The sequence below is a fragment of the Patescibacteria group bacterium genome (assembly GCA_004297215.1).
Lineage (GTDB): Bacteria > Patescibacteriota > Patescibacteriia > UBA9934 > GWF2-40-263 > 2-01-FULL-63-20.
In genome coordinates this window covers 377,228-404,120 of record SCUM01000001.1, presented here as the reverse complement: position 1 = coordinate 404,120, position 26,893 = coordinate 377,228, and the positions used below count along the sequence as shown (strand labels likewise).

At 64.3% G+C, this 26,893-nt stretch carries 28 protein-coding genes and 1 tRNA gene; 27 read left to right on the top strand and 2 right to left on the bottom strand.

All coding sequences use genetic code 11. The features are described from left to right. Nucleotides 1–71 precede the first annotated feature (71 nt). The 14 genes from tsf to EPO34_02020 all read left to right on the top strand — a co-directional run bounded on the left by tsf (nt 72) and on the right by EPO34_02020 (nt 15,734). Nucleotides 72–662, top strand: coding sequence for a translation elongation factor Ts (gene tsf, locus EPO34_02085; GenBank protein ID TAK03926.1), 591 nt, complete (start codon nt 72–74; stop codon nt 660–662). A gap of 105 nt (nt 663–767) precedes the next feature. Beyond that, nucleotides 768–1,775, top strand: a complete 1,008-nt coding sequence (gene gap / locus EPO34_02080) for a type I glyceraldehyde-3-phosphate dehydrogenase (GenBank protein TAK03925.1) — start codon at nt 768–770, stop codon at nt 1,773–1,775. Beyond that, nucleotides 1,706–3,049 carry an NAD(P)/FAD-dependent oxidoreductase gene (locus EPO34_02075; GenBank protein ID TAK03924.1) on the top strand — a complete coding sequence of 448 codons (1,344 nt, stop codon included), beginning with the start codon at nt 1,706–1,708 and terminating at the stop codon, nt 3,047–3,049. Before gap ends, EPO34_02075 begins: the two co-directional genes overlap by 70 nt. A 4-nt stretch (nt 3,050–3,053) precedes the next feature. Then, entirely contained in the window at nt 3,054–4,232 is a 1,179-nt protein-coding gene (locus EPO34_02070; protein ID TAK03923.1) for a phosphoglycerate kinase, read from the top strand. A 99-nt stretch (nt 4,233–4,331) separates the two neighbouring features. Further along, the gene (locus EPO34_02065) at nt 4,332–5,591 is read left to right on the top strand and encodes a phosphopyruvate hydratase (protein ID TAK03922.1); all 1,260 of its coding nucleotides are present in this window, start codon (nt 4,332–4,334) and stop codon (nt 5,589–5,591) included. A 206-nt stretch (nt 5,592–5,797) separates the two neighbouring features. After that, nucleotides 5,798–5,874 (top strand) — tRNA-Ser (locus tag EPO34_02060). A gap of 69 nt (nt 5,875–5,943) precedes the next feature. After that, nucleotides 5,944–7,533, top strand: coding sequence for a 2,3-bisphosphoglycerate-independent phosphoglycerate mutase (locus tag EPO34_02055; GenBank protein ID TAK03921.1), 1,590 nt, complete (start codon nt 5,944–5,946; stop codon nt 7,531–7,533). 3 nt (nt 7,534–7,536) lie between these two features. After that, nucleotides 7,537–8,010 (top strand): phosphatase PAP2 family protein, encoded by a 474-nt coding sequence (locus EPO34_02050; GenBank protein ID TAK03920.1) that lies wholly within the window; start codon nt 7,537–7,539, stop codon nt 8,008–8,010. A gap of 3 nt (nt 8,011–8,013) precedes the next feature. Beyond that, on the top strand, nt 8,014–9,012 hold the full coding sequence (locus EPO34_02045) for a hypothetical protein (GenBank protein TAK03919.1): 999 nt from the start codon (nt 8,014–8,016) through the stop codon (nt 9,010–9,012). Further along, a complete protein-coding gene (gene mltG, locus EPO34_02040) occupies nt 9,009–9,956 on the top strand; it encodes an endolytic transglycosylase MltG (GenBank protein TAK03918.1) in 948 nt (315 codons plus the stop codon). Before EPO34_02045 ends, mltG begins: the two co-directional genes overlap by 4 nt. Further along, entirely contained in the window at nt 9,904–11,565 is a 1,662-nt protein-coding gene (locus EPO34_02035) for a DUF2207 domain-containing protein (GenBank protein TAK03917.1), read from the top strand. The genes mltG and EPO34_02035 overlap by 53 nt, the downstream gene beginning before the upstream one ends. 219 nt (nt 11,566–11,784) lie before the next feature. Beyond that, entirely contained in the window at nt 11,785–13,017 is a 1,233-nt protein-coding gene (locus EPO34_02030) for a hypothetical protein (GenBank protein TAK03916.1), read from the top strand. A gap of 69 nt (nt 13,018–13,086) precedes the next feature. Further along, nucleotides 13,087–15,174 carry an ATP-dependent helicase gene (locus EPO34_02025; protein ID TAK03915.1) on the top strand — a complete coding sequence of 696 codons (2,088 nt, stop codon included), beginning with the start codon at nt 13,087–13,089 and terminating at the stop codon, nt 15,172–15,174. Next, on the top strand, nt 15,171–15,734 hold the full coding sequence (locus EPO34_02020; GenBank protein ID TAK03914.1) for a hypothetical protein: 564 nt from the start codon (nt 15,171–15,173) through the stop codon (nt 15,732–15,734). The genes EPO34_02025 and EPO34_02020 overlap by 4 nt, the downstream gene beginning before the upstream one ends. Here the strand turns inward: EPO34_02020 and EPO34_02015 are convergent. After that, the gene (locus tag EPO34_02015) at nt 15,731–17,224 is read right to left on the bottom strand and encodes a DNA polymerase IV (GenBank protein TAK03913.1); all 1,494 of its coding nucleotides are present in this window, start codon (nt 17,222–17,224) and stop codon (nt 15,731–15,733) included. The genes EPO34_02020 and EPO34_02015 overlap by 4 nt on opposite strands. Nucleotides 17,225–17,316: 92 nt before the next feature. Continuing rightward, nucleotides 17,317–17,934, bottom strand: coding sequence for a transcriptional repressor LexA (gene lexA, locus EPO34_02010; protein ID TAK03912.1), 618 nt, complete (start codon nt 17,932–17,934; stop codon nt 17,317–17,319). A 391-nt stretch (nt 17,935–18,325) separates the two neighbouring features. Between lexA and EPO34_02005 the strand changes: the two genes are divergently transcribed. From EPO34_02005 to EPO34_01945, 13 genes are all read left to right on the top strand, one after another. Then, a complete protein-coding gene (locus EPO34_02005; GenBank protein TAK03911.1) occupies nt 18,326–18,607 on the top strand; it encodes a type II toxin-antitoxin system RelE/ParE family toxin in 282 nt (93 codons plus the stop codon). Between the two features lies 1 nt (nt 18,608). Continuing rightward, nucleotides 18,609–18,905, top strand: a complete 297-nt coding sequence (gene higA, locus EPO34_02000) for an addiction module antidote protein, HigA family (GenBank protein TAK03910.1) — start codon at nt 18,609–18,611, stop codon at nt 18,903–18,905. A gap of 220 nt (nt 18,906–19,125) precedes the next feature. Beyond that, on the top strand, nt 19,126–19,500 hold the full coding sequence (locus EPO34_01995) for a hypothetical protein (protein ID TAK03909.1): 375 nt from the start codon (nt 19,126–19,128) through the stop codon (nt 19,498–19,500). Nucleotides 19,501–19,637: 137 nt separating this feature from the next. Then, entirely contained in the window at nt 19,638–20,693 is a 1,056-nt protein-coding gene (locus tag EPO34_01990) for a hypothetical protein (protein TAK03908.1), read from the top strand. Between the two features lie 38 nt (nt 20,694–20,731). Further along, the gene (locus EPO34_01985) at nt 20,732–20,971 is read left to right on the top strand and encodes a hypothetical protein (GenBank protein TAK03907.1); all 240 of its coding nucleotides are present in this window, start codon (nt 20,732–20,734) and stop codon (nt 20,969–20,971) included. Continuing rightward, complete coding sequence (locus tag EPO34_01980; protein TAK03906.1) at nt 20,968–21,693, top strand: hypothetical protein; 726 nt, start codon at nt 20,968–20,970, stop codon at nt 21,691–21,693. Before EPO34_01985 ends, EPO34_01980 begins: the two co-directional genes overlap by 4 nt. 59 nt (nt 21,694–21,752) lie before the next feature. Further along, on the top strand, nt 21,753–22,064 hold the full coding sequence (locus tag EPO34_01975) for a hypothetical protein (protein ID TAK03905.1): 312 nt from the start codon (nt 21,753–21,755) through the stop codon (nt 22,062–22,064). A 1-nt stretch (nt 22,065) separates the two neighbouring features. Next, complete coding sequence (locus EPO34_01970; GenBank protein ID TAK03904.1) at nt 22,066–22,743, top strand: peptidylprolyl isomerase; 678 nt, start codon at nt 22,066–22,068, stop codon at nt 22,741–22,743. A gap of 163 nt (nt 22,744–22,906) precedes the next feature. Further along, nucleotides 22,907–24,010, top strand: a complete 1,104-nt coding sequence (locus EPO34_01965) for a hypothetical protein (GenBank protein ID TAK03903.1) — start codon at nt 22,907–22,909, stop codon at nt 24,008–24,010. A 12-nt stretch (nt 24,011–24,022) separates the two neighbouring features. After that, nucleotides 24,023–25,420: a TM0106 family RecB-like putative nuclease gene (locus tag EPO34_01960; GenBank protein ID TAK03902.1), complete on the top strand. Its 1,398-nt coding sequence runs from the start codon at nt 24,023–24,025 to the stop codon at nt 25,418–25,420. 1 nt (nt 25,421) lies between these two features. Further along, a complete protein-coding gene (locus EPO34_01955) occupies nt 25,422–25,604 on the top strand; it encodes a hypothetical protein (GenBank protein TAK03901.1) in 183 nt (60 codons plus the stop codon). A gap of 3 nt (nt 25,605–25,607) precedes the next feature. Next, nucleotides 25,608–26,051, top strand: coding sequence for a hypothetical protein (locus EPO34_01950; GenBank protein TAK03900.1), 444 nt, complete (start codon nt 25,608–25,610; stop codon nt 26,049–26,051). A 1-nt stretch (nt 26,052) separates the two neighbouring features. Beyond that, nucleotides 26,053–26,892: a hypothetical protein gene (locus EPO34_01945; GenBank protein TAK03899.1), complete on the top strand. Its 840-nt coding sequence runs from the start codon at nt 26,053–26,055 to the stop codon at nt 26,890–26,892. Nucleotide 26,893: the final 1 nt, after the last annotated feature.

Sequence of the window (26,893 nt, the reverse complement as noted above, 5' to 3'; positions counted from 1 at the left end):
CGGTAGGGGGTAGTGCGTAGGCAACAGGTCTCGCCCTACGTACTACCAACTACGCACTACGCACTATCACTATGGCAATCGACGCGAAGACGGTCGCGCAGCTGCGCGAGATGACCAACGCCGGGATGATGGACGCGAAGAAGGCGTTGGAAGAGACGAACGGCGACCTGGACGCGGCCGCGGAGAACCTGCGCAAGAAGGGGATCGCCAAGGCCGTGAAGAAGGCCGACCGCCTCACGAACGAAGGCCGCGTGCACGCCTATGTGCACGGCACGGGCAAGCTCGGCGTGCTCGTGGAAGTGCTGTGCGAGACCGATTTCGTGGCGCGCAACGAGGCGTTCCTGGAACTGTGCAACGACCTCGCGCTCCACGTGAGCGCGTCGGATCCGCTGTACGTCTCACGTGACGCCGTGCCGGTGGAGCTCGTCGAGAAACAGAAGGCGATGATCCGCGAGGAATCCGCCCCGAACGCGAAGAGTCCCGAGATCCTCGAGAAGATGGTCGAAGGCCGCCTCTCCAAGTGGTACCAGGAGACCGTGCTGCTCGAGCAGCCCTTCGTGAAGGACGAGGACAAGACCGTCGAGGACCTGCTGAAAGAGAAGATCGCCCTCTTGGGCGAGAACATGCAGATCCGCCGCTTCGCTCGGTTCCAGATCGGATAAGAAAATCGGCCCTCCGGGGCCGATTTTCGTTTGCTGTCGCCGGATGGTACAATTCCCCCCGTTCCGTTCCTACCCACTCCCAACTCCCAAATACCAACTCCCATTATGCTTCGCGTCGCCATCAACGGGTTCGGGCGCATCGGGCGCACGGCGTTCAAGGCAGGCTGGGGCCGCAAGGACCTGCGGTTCGTGGCCATCAACGACCTCACGGAGCCCAAGATCCTGGCGCACCTCCTTAAGTACGATTCCACCTTCCGCACCTGGCCGCACGAGGTGGATTCCGACGAGAAGCACATCATCGTCGACGGTCACGCCATTCCGGTCGTGGCCGAGAAGGAGCCCACGAAGCTCCCGTGGAAGGCGCACAAGGTTCAGGTAGTGATGGAGTGCACGGGCCGGTTTACGGATCGCCAGAGCGCGCAGGCGCACCTCACGGCCGGCGCGAAAAAGGTGGTCATTTCCGCCCCGGCGAAGGAGACGCCCACGTTCCTGATGGGCGTGAACCACAAGGGCGCGAAAAAGACCGACACGGTGGTGAATAACGCTTCGTGCACCACCAACTCCATCGGCCCGGTGGTGGCGATCATGGAGGAGACGTTCGGTATCAAGAAGGCGATGATGACCACCATCCATTCGGTGACGGCCGAGCAGAACTTGGTAGACAGCCTCCCCCCCGCGCGGCACCCGGATTTGCGCCGCGCGAGAAGCGCGCTCGTGAACATGGTGCCCACCTCCACGGGGGCGGCCAAGGCGCTTTCCAAGGCCATTCCCGCGATCGACGGGCTGTTCGACGGCATCGCGGTGCGCGTGCCCACCCTTGACGTGTCGCTCTCGGACTTCACCTTCGTTTTGAAGAAGCGCGTCACCCCCGAGCAGGTGAACGAGGCGTTCGTACACGCGTCGAAGTCGCCGCGCTGGAAAGGGATCCTCGGGGTGAGCGACGTGCCCCTCGTCTCGTCCGATTTCATCGGCAGCACGTACGGAAGCGTGGTGGACCTCGAGATGACGCGCGTGGTCGGCGGAGACCTCGTGAAGGTGCTCGCCTGGTACGACAACGAGTGGGGGTACTCGATGCGGCTCATCGACATGGTGGAATACGTGGGCAAGCTGTGAAGGGCGCGCATCGCATCGTCATCGTCGGCGGGGGATTCGCGGGCGTCCGCACCGCGCTCGAGCTCGTGAAGCGCCGGGCCAGGTTGAAGGCGTTCGAGGTGGTGCTCGTGGACCGCGAGACGAGCCACGTGTACAACCCGCTCCTGTACGAGGTGTGCACCGGCGGGCTTGGCGACGGCGGCGCGTCGGCGCGCGAGCTGCGCGCGGGGGTCGCCGTGCCGTTTTCCGATTTCGAGAGGCGCGTCAAGAAAAGCGCGCTGCGGTTCGTCCGCGGCGACCTTTCGGGCATCGACGAGGAAGCGCGCGAGATCCTGCTGCGTGACGGCCGCCGGCTTGGCTACGACGACTTCGTGATCGCGCTGGGCGCCGTACCGAACACGTTTAGCACGCCCGGCGTGGCGGAACACGCCTATTTCCTCAAGTGGCTGCCTGACGCGATCCGCATCCGCGAACGCATCGCCACGTTCCTCGAGGCGCAGCGCAAGGGCAAGGAGAAGCGCGTGTGCGTGCTGGTGGCCGGCGGCGGCCCGACCGGCGTGGAGTTCGCCGCGGAGCTCGCCAATTTCCTGCACCGCCTCACCTATGCCGGGAAGCTCCCGCGCGACGCCTGGCACGTGCGCATCGTGGAAGCCGGGCCTTCCGTGCTTCCGAACCATCCGGAGAAGGTCCGCGCCCGCGCGGGCGCGCGCCTCGACCGCCTGGGCGTCGAAATCATGACCGGCACGAAGGTGGTTTCCGTCGAGTCGGGCCGGGCCTGTCTCGCGATCGAGGGGGACGGGGAGGAATGCGTGCGCGAGGCCGACGTGGTGGTGTGGGCCGGCGGGATCCGTCCGCCCGAGTCCGTGAAGGCGCTGCGCCTGCCCACGGACGCGAAGGGATGGATCGCCGTCACGCCGACCTTCGCCGTGAAAGGCAAGGAGCATGTCTGGGCGCTTGGCGACGCGACGTCGTTCCTGCATCCGAAGACCGGCGGACGCGTGCCCGCGCTCGCGCAGGCGGCCACGCGCGAGGCGGCGATCGTCGCGGAGAACGTCACGCGGGGGCTGGAGCGCCGCCTGCCGCTCACCTGGATCCCGCCCGAACATTGGATGACCGTCACCCCCCTTGGCGGCCGCTACGCGATCGCCGACCTCGGCCGCGTGGTGCTCTCGGACGGCCTCGGCTACCTCGCGCGCAAGGTCGCGGACTTCCTGTATTTCTCCTCCATCCTCCCGTTGCGCCGGGCCATCCACGTGTGGGTGCGCGGGACCAGGGCCTACTCGAAGAACGATTGACCCTATGGCCCTTCGGACGCTCAAGAACGGGGCGGATTTGCGCGGCAAGCGCGTGCTGGTGCGCATCGACGGGAACGTGCCGGTCGTGAAGGGGCATGCCGTGGACGGCCCGCACGGCAAGATCGCCCGCGCAGCCGTGGGGCTTGATTGGCTGCGCCAGCGCGGCGCGCGCATCGTCGTCGCCACCCATCTCGGCCGGCCGGAAGGCAGGCGCATGAGCGCGTATTCCGTGGCACCGGTGGGCCGGCGCCTGTCGGAACTGCTCGGCGTGCCCGTGAAGGTCTCCCGCGACGTGGTCGGCGCGTCGGCGGAGCGGCTGGTCGGGAAGATGCAGGACGGCGAGGTGGTGCTGCTTGAGAACGTCCGCTTCGACCCGCGCGAGGAGCGCAACAGCCCGGCGTTCTCGCAGCAGCTCGCGCTCCTCGCCGACCTGTACGTGAACGACGCCTTTGCCGTGAGTCACCGCGCGCATGCGTCCGTGGAGGCGATCACGGCCGAGCTCCCGAGTTATGCCGGGCCGCTTCTCGCGCAGGAAGTGTCCGTGCTCGGGCGGGCGATGAAGCATCCGCGCCGGCCGTTCACGCTCGTGATGGGCGGGCTCAAGGCCGCGGACAAGATCCCCGTGATGGAGAACCTGCTCCCGCACGCGGACCGCGTCCTCGTTGGCGGCGCGCTCGCGACCGCGTTCCTCAAGGCCGAAGGGCTGAACGTCGGCGGCTCGGTGTATGATGAGGAAGGGGTGAAGGTCGCCGGCGCCCTTCTCAAGAAATCCCGCGGGAAATTCCTCCTTCCCCTCGACGTGATCGTCATGGCAGGGACGCGGGGGAAGCCGCGGACGGTGGGCGTCGCCGAGGTCGGCGCGCGTGACCGCATCGTGGACATCGGGCCGCAGAGCATGCGGCTCATGGCGCGCGAGATCCAGGAGGCGAGGACGATCGTGTGGAACGGACCGTTCGGGTGGGTGGAGAAGGAACCGTTCCGGGCCGCCACGCTTGAGCTCGCCCGCGAGATCGCGGCACGGGGCGACAAGGCCGTGACGATCGTGGGCGGCGGCGACACGGTCCCGCTCCTCGAGGAGGCCGGCCTCGCCGATCGGTTCACCCTCATCTCCACCGGCGGCGGCGCCATGCTCGATTTCCTCGCGGATAAGAAGATGCCGGGGATCGAGGCGTTAGAAACATGAGGTGGAAAAGGTTGTAAAAGTGATAAAGGTGAAGGAGCCTTTTTACAAAAAAGAATTCCAACACCTTTACAACCCTTTAAACCCTTACAACCCTTTCATATGTCCACCAAAATCTCCTCCGTCCACGCGCATGAGATCCTCGACAGCCGAGGCAACCCGACGGTCCAGGCGACGGTGATGCTTGAGGGCGGCGCGGTTGGAACGGCTTCCGTCCCGAGCGGCGCATCCACCGGGAGCCACGAGGCGCTCGAGCTTCGCGACGGCGATCCGTTGCGCTACTTCGGCAAAGGCGTCCTCAAGGCCGTGAAGAACGTGAACGGCCCGATTGCCAAGGCCGTGATCGGCATGGACGCCACGAAGCAGCGCGACGTGGACGCGCGGATGTGCGCGCTCGACGGGACGCTCAACAAGGGAAAGCTCGGGGCCAACGCCATCCTCGGCGTGTCGCTCGCCGTGGCGCACGCCGCCGCGAACGCGAAGAAGATGCCGCTCTACGCCTACCTCCGCCGCGCCTACCACCTACCCCCTACCCCCTACCGACTCCCCACCCCAACGATGAACATCCTGAACGGCGGCGTGCACGCCGGCTGGGCGATCGATTTCCAGGAGTTCATGGTGGCGCCGATGCAGAAGAAGTTTGCCGAACGCGTCCGTTGCGGCGCGGAGATCTTCCATGCGCTGGGCGACCTTCTCAAGAAGCAGGGATACTCCACGCTGAAGGGCGACGAGGGCGGCTATGCGGTGCCGTTCAAGAAAAACGAGGATGCGCTCAAAGCCATCATGAAAGCGATCGCGGCCGCCGGGTACAAGGCGGGAAAGGACGTGATGCTCGCCATGGACCCTGCCGCGAGCGAGTTCTATGACGCGAAGCGCAAGCGCTACGTGTTGAAAGCCGACGGGAAGACGTTCACGAGCGACCAGATGATCGCGTATTGGAAGGCGCTCGCCAAGAGATATCCGATCGTCTCGCTTGAGGACGGCCTCGCGGAAGACGACTGGGACGGCTGGGAAAAGCTCACCGAGACGCTGGGCGCGAAGCTCGCGCTCGTAGGCGACGACTTCTTCGTCACCAACGTCGCGCGGCTGGAACAGGGCGTGGCGCATGGGTGCGCCAACGCCATCCTCATCAAGGTGAACCAGATCGGATCATTGTCCGAAGCCGTCGATGCGATCCTCCTCGCGCAAAAGAGCGGCTACAAGGTTTCCGTGTCGCATCGTTCAGGGGAAACGGAAGACACGACGATCGCGGACCTTGCCGTCGCCGTGAACGCCGAGTACATCAAGACCGGTTCGTTATCGCGTTCCGAACGCCTCGCCAAATACAACCGGCTGATGGAGATTGAGGAGGAAACGGCCTGATATGAATCTGACCGCCAGGCAATGGCTGTTCAGAAGAGTTCGGCGATTAAACAATCCACAGGTGAAGATTGACATTTTCGCGGGAAACTGATACGCTCCTAATATCCTAGTGAGGCATTTCCTCCATCCAGGTGTCACAAAAACGACCCTCTCAATTTGAGGGGGTCTTTTTTGTTCACATCCCGGGCCGCAACGGAAACGTTGCCGGGGCCGTGGAGGTAATTGGCAACCTCACTAGGGTTGACACCTGGCATTACGGGTTCGAATCCCGTCGGCTCCACCATGGCTCGGGACCAACCACCCCGCCTCTCTAAGAGGACGGGGTTTGGTTTCTGCTACAATGTCCCCACCTATGGCAGATGCCTCGAATAAACGCCCCAAACCCGCGGTGCTCATGGTGCTTGATGGGTTTGGCGTGGCGCCGGATGGGCCGGGGAATGCGGTCACGCGTGCCAAGATGCCGGTGTTCCGGTCGCTCATCCGCGACTATCCCACCATGACGCTGCGCGCTTCCGGCGAGGAGGTGGGGCTCTCGTGGGGCGAAATGGGCAACTCGGAGGTGGGGCATCTCGCCATCGGCGCCGGGCGCGTGTACTACCAGACCTTCCCGCGCATCAACCGCGACATCGTCAGCGGCGATTTTTTCGAGAACGAGGCGTTCCGGAAGGCGATCGGGCATGCGAAGAAGAACGGGAGCGCGATCCATCTCATCGGGCTCGTGAGCGCCGGGCGCGTGCATTCCATGGATGAGCATTGCTTCGCGCTGCTTGAGCTGTGCAAGAAGCAGAAAGCCGAGAAGGTGTTCGTGCACGCTATCCTCGACGGGCGCGACACGCTCTACAACGCCGGCATCGACTTCGTCGGGAAGCTCCTCGCGACGATGAAGAAGCTGAAGGTCGGGAAGCTCGCGAGCATGAGCGGCCGCTATTATTCCATGGACCGGGACAACCGATGGGATCGGGTCCAGAAGGCGTATGACGCGATGGCGGCGGGGGTCGGCGAGACCGCGAGCGACCCGATCATGGCCATCAGGGAGAGCTACGCGCGCGAGGTGTATGACGAGCAATTCGTCCCGACCGTGATGACGGACGCGGACAAGCCGGTCGCGACGGTCAAGGACGGCGACGCGGTCATCTTCTTCAACTTCCGCCCGGACCGCATGCGCGAGCTCGTGAAGGCGTTCGTCATCCCGGACTTCACGCGGTTCCCGCGCGCCACGATCAAGGACCTGCTTCCCGTCACCATGGTGGAATACCAGTCCGGACTCCCGGTGGAAGTCGCCTATCCCCCGGTCGCCGTTTCCAAGACGCTGGCCGAGACCGTCTCCGATGCCGGACTCACGCAGCTGCACATCGCCGAGACCGAGAAATACGCGCACGTCACCTTCTTCGTGAATGGCACGCGAGAGGAGCCGTTCAAGGGCGAGCGGCGCATCCTGGTGCCAAGCCCCCGCGTGGCCTCCTATGACGAGGCGCCCGCGATGAGCGGCGCGGACCTCACCGACCGCGTGATCGAGGCGATCGGCAAAGGGGAGGACGACCTCATCATCATGAATTACGCCAACCCCGACATGGTGGGGCATACCGGTAACCTTCCGGCGACCATGAAGGCGATGGAGGCGGTGGACGGGTTCCTCGGGAAGGTGGTGGACGCCGTGCTTGAGAAGGACGGCGTCCTGTTCCTCACGGCCGACCATGGCAACGGCGAGGAGGTGCTCAACGTGCGCACCGGCGAGATCGACAAGGAACATGCCACGAACCCCGTGCCGTTCGTCATCGTCGGGAACCGGTTCAAGGGGGTGCCGTCGCCTGCCGGGGAAGTACCCGATGGCGACCTCTCGCTCATGCAGCCGGTCGGCATGCTCGCCGACGTGGCGCCCACGGTCCTGTCCGTCTTGGGAATCCCGCAGCCGCCGGAGATGACGGGGACGGCGCTGTTGTAACGTATGACCACCGAACTGGCCCAGCCGAAAAACATTTTGGACCGCGTCGCCATTTGGTGCGCGACGTATTTGATTTTCGTCATCCTGTGTCTTGGGCTCCTGCTGTCGAGATATACGGGGTTGTTGCTCCTGATCCTTCCCGTATTCCTCGCCTGGCTGTTCGCATTCCTTCTCCAGCTGGCATTCCATCGACGCCGTCCGTTCCAAAACGGAGAGAAGGCTCTCATCAAGATGTTGTGGGAGACCCCTTCATTCCCGTCTGCGCACACGGCAATCGCATCAGCGATCGCCTACGTCTATCTGTTTGACGGCGAGCCGTTCGCCCCGCTGTTCGTCCTGTCGGCCGTTCTCATGGCCTGGTCGCGCGTCCGCGTCCGCGTTCATTATCCGACCGATACGTTGGTGGGCGCCCTCGTCGGATTCCTGGCCGTATACGCAGCGGTATGGATCCTCCTTTCAACCGGTATCATTGACTGAGCTATGCGCGCCATCATCCTCTGCGGCGGGGGAGGGGTGCGGTTGTGGCCGCTTTCCCGCACGGCCAAGCCAAAGCAGTTCGCCGCACTCCTCACCGAGGAGTCGTTGTTGCGTGACACGTACCGGCGGCTGCTGCGGTCGATCCCGTCGGAAAAGATCTACGCGTGCGTCGCTCCCGAGGTGGCGGAGCTGGTCGCGATGGAACTCCCGGAGCTCGTCGGGCGCATCCTTGTCGAACCTGAACGACGCGACACGGGGCCAGCCATGCGGTTCGCCGCCGCGGCGCTTATGGACGTTGCGCCGGACGAACCCTTGGTGTTTGTCCCGTCCGACCACTTCATCGGCGATGATGAAGCGTTCTTGCGTTGCTTGTCCGCCGGAGAGCTTATCGTGAAGCAACGCGGCACGTTCGCGGACATCGGCATCGCGCCGACGTTCCCGAGCACCGGCCTCGGCTATACGCGCATCGGGACGATGGTGGCATGCGACGGCGCGGTGGACGCGTTCGAGTTCCTGGGCCACGCCGAGAAGCCGGACTACGAGACGGCCAAGTCGTATCTCGAGGACGGGTCGTATCTCTGGCACGCGAACTATTACATGGCCACCCCGCGGATGTTCGTCGAGGCCTGCGACCGGTACGCGCCGGAAATCCTCTCGGGCGCGCGCGCCTCGTTCGATCGCGTCGTCACCGAACGCATGCCCGCGTCGGCCATGACGGTGATCCAGGGCACGTTCCCCTGGAGCGACGTGGGGAGCTGGGACGCGCTGCATGCGCAGCTCGCGGAGGAAGGAGCGAATGTGGAGCGCGGCGACTCGGTGCTCGTCGACACGCGCGGGTCGCTCGTGTATGCGTACGGGAACAAGCCCGTGGCCGTGCTCGGGCTGGATGACGTCGTCGTGGTGGACACGCCCGAAGCGCTCCTGGTGTGCAAGAAATCCGACGCGCAGCGCGTGAAGGAGGTGGTCGAGAAGCTCAAGGGACGCTATCCTCACGTGGTATGAGCCGATTCTTCCTTCTCTTCGCCATTTCTTGCTCTCTTGCATTCGTCGCCTGGGCAGGTTCCGTGGCGTACGACGCCATCCTCATCGCTCCAGGACCGGGAGCGGAAGAAATCTCGTTGACGGTCCCTTCCGGCGCGACGGCGCGGACGGTGGCCGGACAGCTGCAGGAGGCCGGGATCATCGAGAGCCCGTTCGCGTTCAGGGCGTTCGCACGGCTGACCGGCGCGGCGCCGCGCCTTAAGGCCGGCACGTTCACGTTGAAGGAGGGGATGAGCTACGTGGCCCTGCTTTCCATCTTGAGCCTGTCGACCGCGGGAGAGGAGGTGGAGATTACCATTCCGGAAGGGTACACGGTGAGACAGATCGGCGAGGTGACGCGTGCTGCTTTGCCGCATATCACGAAAGAGGAGTGGGATGCGGCAACCGCGGGGCTCGAAGGGTACCTGTTCCCGGACACCTATCGGTTCCACACGGACGCGACGAGTGAAGACGTGGTCGGGAAGCTCCGCGCCACGTTTGGCCTGCGACTCGCGGAAAACGGAATCGTCCAAGGGGAGGACTTCGTGAAGACGCTTACCCTCGCCTCCATCCTCGAGCGCGAGGTACGGGGGGCAGAGGATATGGCGCAGGTTTCCGACATCTTCCGCAAGCGCCTGGAGATCGGGATGGCCCTGCAGGCGGACTCCACGGTGAATTATGCGACCGGCGGGAACCGCCCGAGCGTCACCTATGAAGACCTGCAAGTGGATTCGCCGTATAATACGTACCGGTATCCCGGCCTTCCGCCGGGACCGATCGGCAACCCGGGGATCGATGCCATCCAGGCGGCGGAGCATCCGACGAAGAACCCCTATTACTATTTCCTCACCACTCCCGAAGGGGAAGTGAAATATGCGCGCACGTTCGAGGAGCATCTGGACAACCGTCGCCGCTTCCTTCGCTAGCCTTCTCTGTTTCGCGGCCTCCGCGTCCGCACAAGGACAGGGCGGCGTCACGTTCACGTCGTTTGGCTCGGACATCGAGGTGCGATCGGACGGATCCTTCGACGTGGCCGAGGAGATCACGGGCTCGTTCGAAGAACCGCGCCACGGATTGTTCCGGTTCATCCCGGTCGCATACGAGCGTCCCGACGGGTCCACGCACCGCATCCGCCTGCGGGTCGACTCGGTCCGGCGCGACGGGGAGCGCGCGCCGTTCGAGAGCTACCGCTCCGGCGCGTACCAGGTGATCAAGATCGGCGAACCGGACGCCACCTTCGCGGGCGACTTCCGCTACGACCTTGCGTACCACGTGGAAAACGCGTTGCTGTTCCGCGACTTGGAGGATGAGCTGTATTGGAACGTCACCGGCGACGCGTGGGACGCGCCGCTCCCTTCCGTGCGGGCGACCGTGAAGGTGGCCGGGGCCGCGGCGGGCGACCTGCGCAACGAGTGTTTCCCCTCTTCCGGCTCCTCCTGCGAGCTCACGCTCGTGAAGGACGGGATCCGGATGTCCGCCACCGGACCGATGACCGTCTCGGTGCGGTTCCCGAAGAACCTGGCGCATGAGCCGGGCACGCAAGCGCGGCTTGCCTGGTGGCTTTCGGACAACTGGGACCTGTTTTTCCCGATCGTCCCGTTGTTCGCGTTCCTCGTCCTGTTCCATCGTTGGCGGCATCACGGAGAGGATCCGAAAGGGAAAAGGCCGATCGTCGCGGAGTACGAGCCGCCCGCCGGGCTGCGTCCGGCCGAGCTCGGGACGCTCGTTTCCGCCCGCGTGCAGCGCGCCTTCGCGGCGACGGTGGTGGACCTGGCCGTGCGCGGGTTCCTCACGATCGAGCAAAAGGACAAGGACTACGCGTTGACGCTCAAGAGGCCGGACGGCGACCTCAAGCCGCATGAACGCGCGTTCCTCGACCTCCTGTTCGAGGGGAGGACCGAAGTGGGATTGTCCGGCTCCGACGCGGCGACGGCGAAGGCGCGCCGTGCCTTGGAAGACGCCCTGTACCGGCACATGGCCGACGACGGCTATTACGTGAAGAACCCGCGCACGGAACGGTTCGCGCATGCGGTCATCGGGATCCTGGTGCTCGCCGTGGGCATCCTGCTCGGCGCGCAGGCGGCGGCCATCACCGGGCGGCCCATCGCCATGATTTCGCTCATCACGACCGGCGGGTTCTTCCTCCTGTTCGCCCCGTTCATGCCGAAGAAGACCGAGAAGGGAGCCATCGTGGCCGACCGCGGGCTCGGGCTCAAGGAGTACCTGTCGGTAGCGGAAAAGTACCGGTCGCGCTGGCAGGAGGAGCAGGGGATCTTCGAGAAGCTGTTGCCCTACGCCATCGTCTTCGGGGTGGCCGACAAGTGGGCTTCCGCGCTCGCGGAAAAGCAAACGGCGTCGCCTGCGTGGTACGCGGGTCCCGCCGGGTCGGCCTGGGATGCATCGTCATTCGGAAACAGCATGGATAGCTTCATCTCGTCGCTTAATGCCGCGTCGGCGCCGGCGAGTTCTGGCGGAAGCGGCGGAGGCGGTTCGTCAGGGGGAGGGTTTGGCGGCGGAGGCGGAGGGAGCTGGTGAACGAAAACTTGAAACAGGAAAACTTGAAATCTTGAACGAGGGTGGAAAAACGTTTGAAGAACGAAAAGGCGAAACGGTTTGAAACGTTTCGCTTTTTCGTCCTTTCACGTGTCCGTTGGTACTTCAAGTTTTCCTATTTCAAGTTTTATCCATTGACACGGGTCCGTTTTTGTCGTAGGGTCGGCAAGCCAGACTGGCAACCAAACAAAGAGGTGTCCCGTGGTTCAAAGGCGCGAGCTCATCGACATCGCCAACCTCCCCGATCCCGACCCGTTCAACCTGCCGCGCAAGCCGCATGCCATCGCGCTCAAAGGCCGCGTTCAGATGCGCGCGGAAGTCGGCGAAATCATGGACGGGGTGTACGTCGCGACCGAGTCGGCAAACGACACGGATCAGGACGAACAGATCGTCTGGGAAGGCGACCTTCTCAATCGTCACGTCGAGCTCGGCAAGCGCCTGGCTCTTCCCGAGAACAGCCCGTTCGAACCCTGCCAGGTGTTCCGTCAGCCGCAGGAGTTCGTCCGCGGCATCGACCAGGCTGTCGGCGAGTATCTCGTGAGCGTGCCGAACCTGAAAGAGGCCGCGCGCGAGCTGCGGCTCCTGCGTCAGCAGGCGAAGTTCGTCGGTCACGGAGGCATCGCCGCCGTCGAGGGGTTCCGGGAACAGGCGAACGCTACCCCGGACCGGTTCGGCAAACCGCGCAACGAGCACAAGGTGAAAGCGCAGAAGCGACTTGCCCGCGGCCGGGTTCTCGCGGACTCGCGCGGCCGGAACAATCCGTCCGTCGTCACGTACATGCTGAACCTCGCCATCGAGGAGAATGACGCCCGTATCGAGGAGGAAGAGACGGTCCCCGTCTACCTCGACACCCGCGTCTTCGTCGTCACCCGCCTCGTCGGCCGGGTCTACGACGCCATCGATGCGTTCGACGAGCAATGCACGGAAGCCGCGGCGAAGCCGGACGACTGGTGGACGCCGGAGAGGCGGCACCAGACGGCCGACCGCATCGACGCGCATGCGAAGCGCATGATCGGCATGATCATCAGCCCGTTCTGCCGGTTCTTCGGCTACCAGTGCAAGAAGGACTTTCCCGCGATGGCCGCGGCGCTGCGTGAGGGAAACCTCGTCGGCGCGAAGGCACTGTTCGAGAAGGGGCGGAATCTTGTTCGCCACCTTCACGGCGGTCGCCGCTACCACCTCGTGATGATCCCGCTTTCGCTCGCGGCCAAAGGGAAGTTCGTGCCGACGGTGGAGCAACTCGAACTGTTTCTCACCGTGCTGAACAGCATCGCCGCGGCACAGCCACCAGCGACGCCCGAGTACGCCTCGGCGAACGCCATCGCGCGGTTCACGGTCGGAATCCAAGCCATGATCGAATGCCTGAATCACAAGAACGGACCGAACTACGATCAGGCGTACGAGATCGGCTACGACCTGCACAAGTTCCTCTGATCGCCGCCCTGCGACGCACGCGACTCGACATCTGTCGGGTCGCTTTTTAATCTGATACAGTGCGCGGACATGAAGGAATTCGTCCTCAAGGACGCTCCGGCGGGAGCGCGCAAGATCGACTATGCCGGGGAACTGAACCCGGAGCAGTTGGCCGTGGTCGAGGGCGGGGACGGGCCGTGCCTGGTGCTCGCCGGCGCTGGTTCGGGCAAGACGCGTACGGTCACGTATCGGGTGGCGTATCTGCTGGAAGGCGGCGTCCGACCCGACGAGATCCTCCTGCTCACGTTCACGAATAAGGCGGCCAAGGAGATGCTCGACCGCGTCGAAGGGCTGCTCGGCGCGGGAGCCACCGGCATCTGGGGCGGCACGTTCCATTCCGTCGCGAACCGGCTGTTGCGCCAGTACGCGCCGCTCGTCAGCCGCACGCCGTCGTTCACGATCCTCGACGAGGAAGACGCGCGCGACCTCATCAAACTGTGCGTGAAGGAGGCCGATGTGGATACGACGGCCCGCCGCTTCCCGTCGCCGGCCGTGCTTAAGGGGATCGCGAGCTACGCGCGCAATGCTACGATCCCGGTGCGCGACGCGCTCACGATCAAGCATCCGCATTTTTCCGACCTGGCGCCCGTCGTCGAGCGCATCGCGGAGCTCTATGAGGCGCGCAAGGCGGCGTCCGACGCCGTGGATTTCGACGACCTGCTCGTGCTGCTCCTCAAGCTCCTGCGCGAGAGGCCCGACGTGCGCGACCGGCTCGCGGACCGCTTCCGTTACGTGCTCGTGGACGAGTACCAGGACACGAACGCGCTGCAGGCGCACATCGTGCGCGAGCTCTCGCTCGTGCACCGCAACCTGCTCGTGGTGGGCGACGACGCGCAGAGCATCTACTCGTTCCGCGCCGCGGACATCCGCAACATCCTGGCGTTCCCGGAGCTGTTCCCGGGGGCGACCACCTTCCGGCTGCTCACCAACTACCGTTCGACCCCCGACATCCTGGCGCTCGCCAACGGGGTCATCGCGCATAACCGGGACCAGTTCAAGAAGGAGCTCCGGGCCGTGCGTCCGCACGAGGAAAAGCCGAGCCTGGTGCCGGCCGGGACGGATGCCGAGGAAGCGCGGTATATCGCCGAGCAGGCGCTCCAGCTCCGCGACGAGGGGACGCCGCTCTGCGAGATCGCGGTGCTGTTCCGTGCCAGCTTCCATTCGCAGTCGCTCGAATTCGAGCTCATGAAGCGCGACATCCCGTACGAGTACCGCGGCGGGATGAAGTTTTTCGAGCGCGCGCACGTGAAGGACCTCGTGGCGCATCTGCGGCTGATCGCGAATCCGAAGGACGAAGCTGCCTGGATGCGCGTGCTCTCGCTCCAGGGCGGCATCGGGCTCGTGACGGCCGGGAAGATCGTCGACGGCCTGCGCGGGGCGGAGGGGCTTGAGGCCGTGCTCGCGCGGTGTCCCGTGTCAGGAAAAGCGGCCCGCGGCTGGGAGGCGGCGCGTGACGTGCTTCGCAAGGCGGCGGCCGCCGGCGGCCCATCCGGCATGATCCGCGAAGTCGCGGGAAGCGGCTATCGCGATTACCTCGAGGCCGAGTACCCGGATTTCCGCGACCGGCTGGACGACCTGGAGCAGTTCGCCCTGTTCGCCGACGGCTACGAGTCGCTCACGTCGTTCCTCGATGAGGTGTCGCTCACCGACCAGTACGGGGCGGCGCGCGGCGGGAGCGGCGAGGCACAGGACGAAGAAAAGATGGTGCTCACGACGATCCATCAGGCGAAGGGGCTTGAGTGGGACGCCGTGTTCGTGATGGGGCTCGCCGACGGCAAGTTCCCGAATCCGCGCGCGCTCGAGGAGCAAGACGGGCTTGAGGAGGAGCGCCGCCTCTTGTATGTGGCAATCACCCGCGCGCGCCGCCGGCTGTTCCTCACCTATCCCATTGCCTCCATGACCGACGCGTTCTCGATTGGCGCGCCGTCGCCCCTGGTGACCGAGCTTCCTCAAGGGCTCGCCGAGGAGGTACGATTGCGGCATGCCCCGCGCACGGCGCCGCCTTCCCGTTCCCGGTGGGGGACCGACGAGGAACCGATGATCGTGCTGGACGCGCTCGGCGAGAAGAAGACCGATGTCCCGTATCGAGGGCTGCTAAGGAACGTAGACGACCTGTGAGACACGCTCATGTCCGCTCATCTCGACGGTTCTTCCGACTTGGTCCCGTGTTGGTGACCGGGTTCTTGGTGACGGTGCTCGCGGGCGTCTTTGCCGTGAGCGTGAAAGCCTTCCGCGCCCGCACGCCAGAACCCCAGGCGATCTCCATCGCCTCGACGGCCCCGATCGCCACGCCGACTTCCATCACCCCGTCCATTCCTGAATCCGCCCGGCAAGACCGAGAAGCGGCGCTCGTTGACGTGCGTTCGAGCGTGAGGGTCGGCGTAGCCCGACGCGGGCAAGAGGACGGGAAACCCTATGTGGAGCTCGTGATGTCCCCACTGGCGATCGACCGCGAAAGCCAGGCGTACGAGGCGTGGCTCCTCCGTCAGGTGCCCTACGAGTTCTTCTCCCTCGGGGAAATGGTCACGAACGACCTCGGGGAATTCGTGGTGCGTTGGGAAGGGGGGAAAGACGGGACGGTCGACGATTACACGCGCGTGGTCGTGACGCTTGAGAAAAAGGACGGGAATCCTGACCCGGGCGAACAGGTGATCAAGGGGACCTTCGGCGCGGACTAGAGTTCGTGGTCGTACGCGAACCCGCTGGTCCGTTCCAGGATGGACGTATTGAGAAGCGATGCGCGGGTCCAGGCGCCGCTGCCGAATCGGCGCTGGGCGCGATCGAGCGCGGCGTTCACGCGCTCGCGCTTGCGGTCGGCGGCGAACAGCGAGGGTTGTCCGGAGACAGGCGCGAGCCTGCCAGCCGACAGGCCGATGAGGCGGACCGGACGAGCTATCTCCCCCTTGGAAAGGGGGAGCATGAGGGGGTCTGTGAGCAAGGACCAGGCGATGCGGTAGAGGGAAAGCCCGTCGTTCACGGGCTCATCGAATCGTCGTTGTCGTCCGGCGCCGGAGAAGTCGCCGAAGCGGACGTAGGCGCTCACGCTTCGGGCCGCGTACCCGTCGCGTCGCAGCCGCCAGGCGACCTTGTCGCACAGCCCGAGCAGGTAGCGACGGATCGTGGTAGGCGCGCAGGCGTCGCGGGGGAGTGTGTAGGAATGCCCGACGGATTTCGGGGCGACCGCTCGCCGCCCTGAGCCTGTCGAAGGGTCGTGCACCACGTCATCCGGATCGATGCCGCGCGCGGCGTTCAACAGCCAGCATCCATAGGATTTGAATTCGTTCACGAGGAGTCCCAGCGGCGCGGCGCGCAGCTGGGGGATCGTGGTGATGCCGAGCTGTCCCAGGCGCCTCGCGATGCGCGGCCCGATGCCGCAGACGTCCTCGAGAGCGAGCGTGTCCAGGAACGCGATTTCCTCACCTGGTTTCACCACCGTAAGTCCGTCGGGCTTCATGCGTTCCGATGCGGCCTTCGCGAGCAGCTTGTTAGGAGCGATGCCCACGGAGGCCGTGATGCATTCCCCGCACTCGCGACGAAGATGGTGCTTGATCGACTGCGCGATGGCGATCGCGCCCAGGTAGTCCCGCGCGGCGATGGTGACGTCGAGGAAGCTTTCGTCCACGCTGAAGCGCTCCACCTTGTCCGCATGGTCGTTGAAGATGGCGTTGAAGCGTTCGGTGATCATGGCGTACTTGCGCGGGTCGCCGTGCACGATGATGAGGGAGGGGCAGATGCGCCTCGCCTCCCAGGTGGACATGGCGGTTTTCACGCCAAGAAGCTTGGCCTCGCGACTGGCGGCCGCGACGACCGATCGTTCGGTACGTTTTCCGGTCACGCCGATCGGTTTCCCGCGCAGGGCGGGATTGAACTGCTGCTCCACCGAGGCGAAGTAGCTGTTCATGTCGACATGCATGATGATCCGTTGCCATGCATGTCGACCCGCCGAAGCCTTTGGCGAAGGTGGGTCCGCGTGGATGGTGATACGTTCCACTATTCCTCGACCGAGTCCAGGCGCGACAGCATCTGCCGCACGGCCCGCTTGAAGCGCCGGCGCGACACGCGCAGCCGCAGGTGGTTCATCGACCGTTCGAGTTCGCGTTCCTTGCGGAACGGGACGAATCCCATGGAGACGTCGTAGTACTTGAGCGTGGCGGACGACATAAAGCATGGGCGGAGCCTGAACGGCTCAGCGGCTAGGGAATGAAATGATTCGTGAGGGAAGGGGACCCGCCTTCGCCAAGGCTTCGGCGGGCGGAGGTGCTACGCCGGCTGGAACTTGCGGATCACGGCGCGCACGACGCCTTGGATGATGCAGTCTTTGACGTAGATGGGATCCATGGTGCTGTTCGCGGGTTGGAGGCGGATGCGGTTGGTCTCGCGATAAAACCGTTTGAGCGTCGCATACGCGTTGTCGAGGAGGGCGACGACGACCTCGCCGTTTCTTGGACTTGGATTGCGTTCGATCACGACGAAGTCCCCGTCGTGGATGCCGTCGTCGATCATCGACCGTCCTTTCACCTTGAGCACGTACGAGTTTGCGCCGTCGAGGACGAACTGCGCGGGCACGGCCATGGTTTCGCGCTCTTCTATCGCCTCGATGGGAGACCCGGCGGTGATGAGGCCGACCAGCGGGAGCTCGAGCGCGAGCAAGGCGCTCTCGCCGGTGTCGACGAGTTCGATGGAGCGCGCTTCGCCCTCATCTCCCACCTCGATCATCCCTTTCTCGGCGAGCGACTTCACATGCTGGTGCACCGTGGCAGGGGAGGAGAGGCCAAAGTTCTCGGCGATCTCGCGGTAGCTTGGAGCGTACCCGTGCTCCGCGATATGGGATCGGATGTGAGCAAGGATTTCTGCCTGTTTTTTCGTGAGAGGTGGCATAGGAGTCTGTCATTGCGAGGAGGCTTCAGCCGACGAAGCAATCTCCTGTTCGCTTTATGTTCGTATTGTAGACCGAACAAAAACCGAACACAAGGGTCGTAGATTGGCAGAAAAAGAGGGGACTGTGGATAAGTGCCACCGGCCGCAGAGGCCGGTGGCATCCCTGCCTGCCGGCAGGCAGGCTGAAGGCCATCAGGCCTGAAGGATCTCTAGGCGCTTTGTCTCGCCTTTGACAAAACGAAAAAAACATGATTAAATCTTCTCATCTTCGTGAGACCTCCACCGGTCATCGGGGTGACGACAGAGGACTCCCTTCCGGCTTAAATGGGCCATTGGGGAGTTTTTTTGTACTCCACGAACCCATTGACATTTAATAACGTGACGCGTTATTATGATTCTGAGCTTCGCCGATAAGGAGACCGCGCGTCTGTTCCAGAGAGAATGGTCCAGAAAAATCCCTTCGGACATTCAGCGGACGGCTCTCTATAAACTTAGGATGATCCATGCGGCACGCGCATTAGCCGACCTTGTCGTGCCGCCTGGGAATCGTCTTGAGAAACTCCTTCATGATCGGTTGCATCGTTACAGCATCCGGATAAATGACCAGTGGCGCATATGCTTTCGGTGGCAGGACGGATACGCGCATGACGTAGAAATTATCGATTATCACTGATATGGCAAAACAAAAACCCGTTCATCCAGGCGAGATTTTGGACCATGAGTTCCTGCGTCCGCATAAGCTGACCCAGTACCGGCTTGCAAAGGACATCGCGGTTCCCGCACGGCGGATTAACGAGATCATTCACGGGACACGGTCCGTTTCTTCCGACACCGCCCTGCGTCTCGCGCGTTATTTCGGCACCACCCCGCAGTTCTGGCTGAACCTGCAAATGCACTATGACCTTGATTGCGTGCAGGATGCCGTCGCGAAACGGATCGAGCGGGACGTGTCCGTGTTCGCAACCGCCTAGGCCCGGGATGCGAAAACCCTCGGTTCGCGCCGAGGGTTTTCGATTTAGGTCAACCTTAGCCACCAACTATTGACAAAAGGGCGTTTTTGTGGTATTTTTATCAGTCGTAAACACGACGCAATTCCTACCCGTATGGGCAGGTGGCGCATCCGCAAGGGTGCGTAACGGTGCTCGCCTCCACACCATCCAAGGAGGTATTCAGCAAGTCAGGAGGTGCCGAATGGCATCTGTCACCGTCGGTATCAAGAGCGGCCCCAGCAAGTACGACCTCATGCTCGCGCTGTTCGAGCGCAGCATGAACAATCTCCGTCCCGTCACCTTCATCCTCAAGTCGACCGACAAGTCGAACTGGTGGGTGGAGAACAAGAAGCTGACGCTCCACATCACGGAGGTCGGTATCAAGGACGGGTCGGGTCAGAGCTGGTGCTTCCGTGGCCAGTCCGAGGATGGAACCTACCACAAGGGGTGGTTCCGCACGGACACCCGCGAGGGCACCATCGGGGTCGAGCCCCCGCCGCCGCACGTGCTCGATGCTTACGAGCGGATGGGGACGCAGCGCGTCCTCGAAGACCTCAAGACGAAGTACGGTCGATAGACCGTCGACTCGCGCACCCGCGCGGCAAAGAGCCATCTGCTCAATGCCCCGTAGGTGCGCTCTTTGTTATCCCGATTGTTTCCCCTGTTCGTCCCTTGAATTTCCGCGCTCGGACGGCTACCCTTCACCCACTCCATATGTTGAAAGTGGTCGAAAGCGCGTGCGCGGGGAATCCGGACAAGGTGTGCGACCAGGTGGCCGAGGCCATCGTGGACGAGTGTTTGCGTCGCGATCCGAAGGCATCAGTGGACCTGTGCGTGATGGGGTCCCACGGGATGATGATGGTGGCCGGGGAACTGGATTCCGCGGCGGATTTCGACCTGTCCGCGCTTGCGAAGAAGACGTATGCGGAGATCGGCTACACGGACGAGATCGAAGTGTTCGTGAACGTGGAAAAGCCGTCCGACGAGATGCGCAAGGCGCCGCGCGGCGCGTCCGACCTGGTGGTGGTGCGCGGGTACGCCACGCGCGAGACGCGCGAGCGGCTGCCGCGCGCGGTCGTCTACGCGCACGAGCTGTCACGCCGCCTTGATGACCTACGACGGCTCGACCCGGCGTTCTCCTGGCTGCGGCCCGACGGCAAGGTGCAGGTGACGCTAGACGGCGCGCGCGTGGCGGGTGTCACCGTGCTCGCCTCCCACGCCCGCAACATGGCGCCGCGTGACGTGCAGGGCGCGCTCATCGAACGCCTCATCGTGCCCGTGTTCGGCGTGGAGCCGCCGCAGATGTCCGTGAATCCCATCGGGCCGTTCACCGCGCACGGGTTCCGGGCCGACTCGGGGATGAGCGGGCGCAAGGCGGCATCCGACACGTACGGCGGCCTGGTGCCAGGATTCGATACCCCCATGGCCGGAAAGGATCCGTACAAGGCGTCCCGGTGCGGCGCATATCTCGCCCGCACGTGCGCCCGATCGTTCGTTGACCAGGGCCTATGCGATGCGGCCACCGTCACGGTCGCCTATGCGCTCGGACGCGCCGAACCCGTTGCGATCGAGGTGCGGGGGGTCGGGGAAAAGGCCCAAGGCGCGAAGATGGACCTCACGGCCGCGGCGAAACGGGCATTCGATTTCCGGCCCGAGGCCATCGTGGAAAGGCTAAGCCTTGAGAGGCCGATGTACCGCGACCTGTCCGTCTATGGCGCGTTCGGACGCCCGGGCACGCCCTGGGAAGACGCCGCCATGAACGCGGCGTGACTATGGTAGAATGACGCAGGAATGCCCCCTGCGTCATTATGATTTTCACCTGGCTCGTGATCGCCATGCTCCTCACGCTCGCCGGCGCCGCGGTGGCGGTGTTCGCGCAGGATGCCGAGCAAAAGCACGACGAGGAGCTGGCCTATGAGGACCGCATCGGGGAGCAGCAGGACGCCATCGCGCTCGCGCGGTGCGACGTCGATCCGCCCTGCCGCGACTCGCACGCGAAGGCCGGCGAGCGCGTGCGCGCGCACAAGGCGAGGAAACGCGTTTCATGAACGACCGCCTGCCCGTCCACGCTCTCATCCTCGCCTTTGCCGTCGTCCTCGGCTCTACGGCCCTGTTCGCCTTGCCCGATCCCGATCGCGCCAAAGGCCGCTCCGACGACGGGCGCTTTACGGCCGCGGGTCCGTTCTCCTCCATCCGCGTGGAGCGAATCTCCGATCGCGTCGCAAGCGCCGGCGTCGCGCCCGCGTATCGGGTGACGGTCGACGAGGCGGCGCCCATGCGTCCATACGAGGTCGCGTTGGCGTACGACCCGGACTGGGCCGCGAAGCGGTTCCCCGGAGCCGCCCTCGCCTTGTGGGGGTACGATCCGGCCGCGGGGGCGTGGCGTCGCGCCGCGTCGCAGGACGACCGCGCCGACGGACGTCTCATGGCGGACGCGGCCGCCGGCCTGTCGGACTGGACCGCGGCCCCGGCCGATCCAGGCCCCGCTTCGACGGTCTCGCCCGCGCTCCTCGACGCCCTCCTTTCGTTCCCGCCTTCCGGCACCGTCGGGTACGAGGCGTTTTCCGCGGTCGCGGAGCCGGGCAGCGAGGACTTTTTCCTGGTCGCGGAGCCGCTCTCGCGTGGCGGGTGTGGTGGCGCGTTCGTTCGCGGACGCGAGATCGTCGCCACGAAGGAGGTCGCCGAGCCGACCGGGATCACGCGCGTGGCGGTGCGGTTCCAGGGAGGGACCGGATGTCCTCCCGACGCCCCGCTCGCGCCTTCGCCGTAGCATCGCGTCAGGCGGATGTGCTATACTTTTCCACAATCACATCACCCCACCACATCCCTATGGCCACCCGAAGAATCAGCACGACCAGCGCGCGCCGCCGCACGCATGCCCGCCGCAGCCTTGACGAAGGCGGGCCCATGTCGCTCCTGCAGGGCCCCGACGAACCTACGATCGAACCGCCGCCGGGTCCGCAGCTAGCCTATGGTTGCAGCGACTGCCACCATCTCCCGCTGGGCCCCAACCGCCTGTTCCTTGCCATGGCCGCGGTCATGCTCGTGCTCTCGGGAGCCGTGTTGGTCTCGAGCATGGACATCGCGTCGCTCTCGAGCCAGGTGAACGCCTTCAACGGTCAGGCCGTTTCGGCCCGCTAGTATGACGTCGTCCCGTCGTCTCTCCCTTGGCCTTGCCGGATTGCTGCTCCTCGGGGCAGGATGTGCGCCAGTGGGATCGCCCGCCGGGCTCTCCGGGAGCGATGCCGTCGAGATCACCCTCCCTCCGGCCTCCGTCCCGACCCAACCCGAACCAACCCCCGTTGTGACCGAACAACCAGCCACCCTTACGGCTCCCGGCGTGCTGCCGGACGCCGAGATCACCGGAAAGGTCGTCCGCATCCACACGGAAAAGGGCGACATCACGTTCGAGCTGTACCCCAAGTCCGCGCCGCTCGCCGTCTCAAACATGGCGTATCTCGCCGGCCTCGGCTTTTACGACGGGGTCACGTTCCACCGCCGCGTGGAAGGGTTCGTAATCCAAGGCGGCGACCCGTACTCGCGCACGCTTCCGCCGGGCGACCCGCGCATCGGCACGGGCGGCCCCGGCTACCGGTTCGCGGATGAGCTCAAGGACGACTTCCGGTACGATCGCGGGATCGTGGCCATGGCCAACTCCGGCACGAATACCAACGGCTCCCAATTCTTCATCATGCTCGCGGATTACCCGCTCCCCAAGAACTACACCATCTTCGGCAAGGTCCTTTCCGGCATGGACGTGGTGGACAAGATCAAGGTGGGCGACAAGATGGTGAAGGTAACGGTGGAAGACAAGAAGTAAGGACCAAGGAATCAAGGTTTTTAAAGGACCAAAGGACACGTGAAAGGACTCAAGGCTGAAAGATGAAGGCTTAAACCTTCATCTTTCTTTTTTTCGTCCTTTTTCGTTTCCTTTGGTCCTTGGTTCTTCCGGCCTTGGTCCTTTCCCGCTATGCTGCAGACACATGAAACGCCTCCTTTTGCTTTCCGCCGCCCTGGCGCTTGCCGGCGCCGGATGCATCCGCGTCCCGGAGCCCCCGCCCACCGTGGCCGACGCGGCGCCGCCTTCCATCCACGTCCCGATTCCCGATGAAGTGCGCGGGTTGTATTGGACCGCCCAGACCGCGGGCACGAAGCGCGCCGACGAGCTGCTCGGATACATGAAGGGAAGCGGGATCAACGCCGTGGTCATCGACCTCAAGATGGACGACGGGGAGCTCGCCTTCGCGCCGCTTGACCTGTCGCTTGCGCCGTACGCGCAGGAAGAGCCGGCCATCCCCGACCTTGAGGCGCTTCTCGGTCGGCTGAAAGACGCCGGCATCTACCGCATCGCGCGCGTGGCCGTGATGCGCGATAGCGCGTATGCCGCGGCTCATCCCGAGGTCGCGTTCCGCTATCCGCGCGGCTCCCTCTGGCGCGACAACACCGGCGCGGCCTGGGTGGACCCGGCCGATCCGGGCGTCGCGACGTATGCGCTCGCGCTCGCTCGCGAGGCGTACGCGCGCGGGTTCGACGAGATCCAGTACGACTACGTGCGCTTCGCCTCCGACGGCGCGCTCTCGGCCATCCGTTATCCGGTGTACGACGGGAAACAGACCAAGGTGGAGGTGATGCAGGGATTCTTCAAGACGCTCGGGGAAGGATTGAAAACCGATGGAATTCCCGTGTCGTTCGACCTGTTCGGGATGACCTTCGAGAGCGTCGACGATTTCAACATCGGCCAGCGGCTGGTGGACGCGTTCCCGTACGTCGATTTCGTCTCGCCCATGACCTACCCGTCGCACTACGCCGTCGGATTCCAGGGATACAAGAATCCGGCGCTCTACCCGTACGAGGTTCCCAAGCATTCGTTCGACTCTGGCAAGGCGATGCTCGAAGCGCTCGGCATCCCGCCCGAGGCGTATGCGCGAAAGTTGCGTCCATGGATCCAGGACTTCGACATCGGCGCCACCTACACCGCGGCGCGCATCGAAGCGCAGATCAAGGCCGCCCGCGACGCCGGCGCGTCTGGTTGGATGATCTGGAACGCGCGGAACGTGTATGAACCCGCCGATTACCTCGAGGAATGATATAATCCGTCCATGCCCCGCCTCATCACGGAGAAGTCGTTCTACCAGTACCTCAAATGCCCCAATTGGGTGTATTTCAACGCGCATGCGGACGAGCTGGCGCCGCATGAGCCGCTCCTCGAACTGCTCACCACCCAGGGGCTCATCCATGAGAAGCAGCGTGAACTGCTTGAGGGCCGTCCGGACGTGGCCGAGGTCATGTACGAGGATCCCGAGGACGGATTCATGCAGACCCTGGCGTTCATGAAGGAGGGAAGAGCCACCATCTATCGCGCCGTGCTCATCGATAAGCATTGGATCGGCACCCCCGACGTGCTCGAAAAAGTGGAAGGGCGTTCGCGCCTGGGCGACTGGTATTACGTGGCGGCGGATTTCAAGGGCGCGCGGGAGATGCGCGACGATTTCGCGTTCCAGGGCTGCTTCTACGCGGAGCTGCTCGAACGCGTCCAAGGGGTGAAGCCGCAGCGCGGGTACGTCATCACGCCCGACAAGACGGTGCTGCCATACGACATCGGCGCGTTCGAGGGCGAGTACGCGCTGACCCTCGACGAGATCGAGCGCATCGTCTCCGGGGAGAAGCCGGCGCACTTCGTGACGAGCGGGTGCAAGCAGTCGCCGTGGTTTCCGAAGTGCAAGGGGATCTCGGAATCTTGCAACGACCTGTCGCTCTTGAATCGCGTGTGGCGGGAAGAGGTGGCGGCGCTTTCCGCGGCCGGCGTGAAGACGATCGACGAGCTGGCCGCCTCGTCCGTCGAGACCTTGTCGCATCGCGCGCCTGGCGTGCGGCACGAGCGCATCGAGCGCATGCGCGACCAGGCCGTGGCGCTCAAGAAGGGGACGCATCTCATCACGGGCATGGTGGATTTCCCGGTCGGGAAGCGCGCCGTGTACTTCGATATCGAGAGCGACCCGCTGCGCGACCTCGACTACCTGTTCGGCGTCCTCGTCGTCGATGGGAACCAGAGCGAATACCGGTCCTTCTTCGCGTCGAGCCCGGAGGACCAGGAGCGCATGTGGCGCGACTTCACCGGGTTCCTCGAGAGCGAGTTCGACACGCCGGTGTACCATTACGGCACGTTCGAGGCCGACGTGCTCCGCCGGTTCGCGGCGCGCTACGGCACGAGCGCCATCGCGCGCGAGGCCATGGAACGCAACCTCATCGACGTCAACATGGCGCTGCGCCCCGCGGTGATCTTCCCGCTCACCTTCTACAGCCTGAAGGACATCGCGAGTTATCTCGGCTTCACCTGGCGCGCGGAAGACGCCTCGGGAGCCAACTCCGTGATCTGGTTCGAGAAATGGCTGGGCACCAAGGACGACGCGCTCAAGCAGAAGATCCTGGACTACAACGAGGATGACGTACGCGCGACGTGGAAGCTGAAGGAATGGTTACAAGAAAACTGCCGATAATATGAAACAGGTGATCAAACACGAACTCGCCATCGCGTTCACGGTCGGAGCCGTGCTGCTCGTCATCTCGGTTATCGGAGTGATGGCTTCGCGCCGCGCCCCGGATGTCCGTTCCCAGACGGGCATCGACCCGTACAAGCCCATGCCCGCTCCGGAGTTCGCGCGACCTGTCCCGAAGGAATAGCCTATGGCCGAGATTTCCGAACGCCGGCTGCTCCTCCTGTTCGTCGCGGCGCTCGCGGTCATCGCCGCCGCGGCGACCTTCGCGATCCGCACGGCCAAGGCGCCCGAAACCGTGGCGCTCATGGAGCTGCCGCTCGCCACGCAAGAACCGTTCAACCGCCCGGCGACCGAGGCGTGCGAGGCGGCGGGAGGCACGGTGAGGTACGAGCGCGTGAGCGAGTGCTTCGATACGCCCGACGTGCACGACGCCTGTTCGTTTCCCGGCGTGATCTGCTTTACCGACGGGAGCGGCGCCACCTGCCGCGAAGCGCGTGCGTCGTATTGCGTGTGCGCCACGGACGACCAATGTCCGTCCGGCTACGAGTGCGAAGGGCCGTCCAAGGGGGAGAAGCGCTGCCTCCAGACGAGTCCCGGCAAGCCGATCAAGGCCGTCCCGATGTACCGTTGATATGCGTTTACGACCGATGCTCATCATCGTCCCGCTCTCCGTCGCCGCCCTCGCGGCGGCCGTCGTGAACCGCGTGGTCATCGCGGACTATTTCCGTTCGGCCATGCAACCGGAGCTTCCGCCTGCGGTGAGCTTCGAGGATGTGACCGTTCAAGAGGCGGTAAGGCCTCAGGCAGACAAGGCCCCAGCAGCCGTGCCGGCATCGGAAGTCAAACCGGCGAAATCTCCCCTGAAGCCTTCAATGCCTGAGGCCTTAACGCCTCTCCCAACCTCCTTCAACCTCGCCGTCCCGTTCACCTCCCAGGCGCCGCTCGCGATCTGGGACGAGGTGCATGAGGAAACCTGCGAGGAGGCGAGCCTGCTCATGGTGGACGCGTTCTACGACGGCCGGACCTCTTTCGACCCCGACGGGGCGGACAAGGAGCTCCTTGCCATCGTCGATTTCGAGAACAAGCAGTTCGGGTACTTCGAGGACACGACCGCGGCGGAGACGGGGGTCATCGCCAGGAAATTCTTCGGGTACGAGACGGCCGAGGTCGTCAAGGCGCCGACGGTCGAGGACATCAAGCGCGAAGTGCGCGCCGGGCACCCGGTCATCATGCCGGCCGCGGGCAGGGAATTGCATAATCCGTACTTCAAGCAGCCGGGCCCTCTCTACCACATGATCGTGATCCGCGGCTGGACGGAGGAGGGGTTCATCACGAACGATCCAGGGACGCGACGCGGGGAGGGATACGTGTATCCGTTCGAGACGATCATGGATGCCATGGACGACTGGGACGCGGAAGAGGGCGGCCTTTCGGGAGCGAAGCGCGTGCTGGTGATCGAGCCGAATTCCTGAC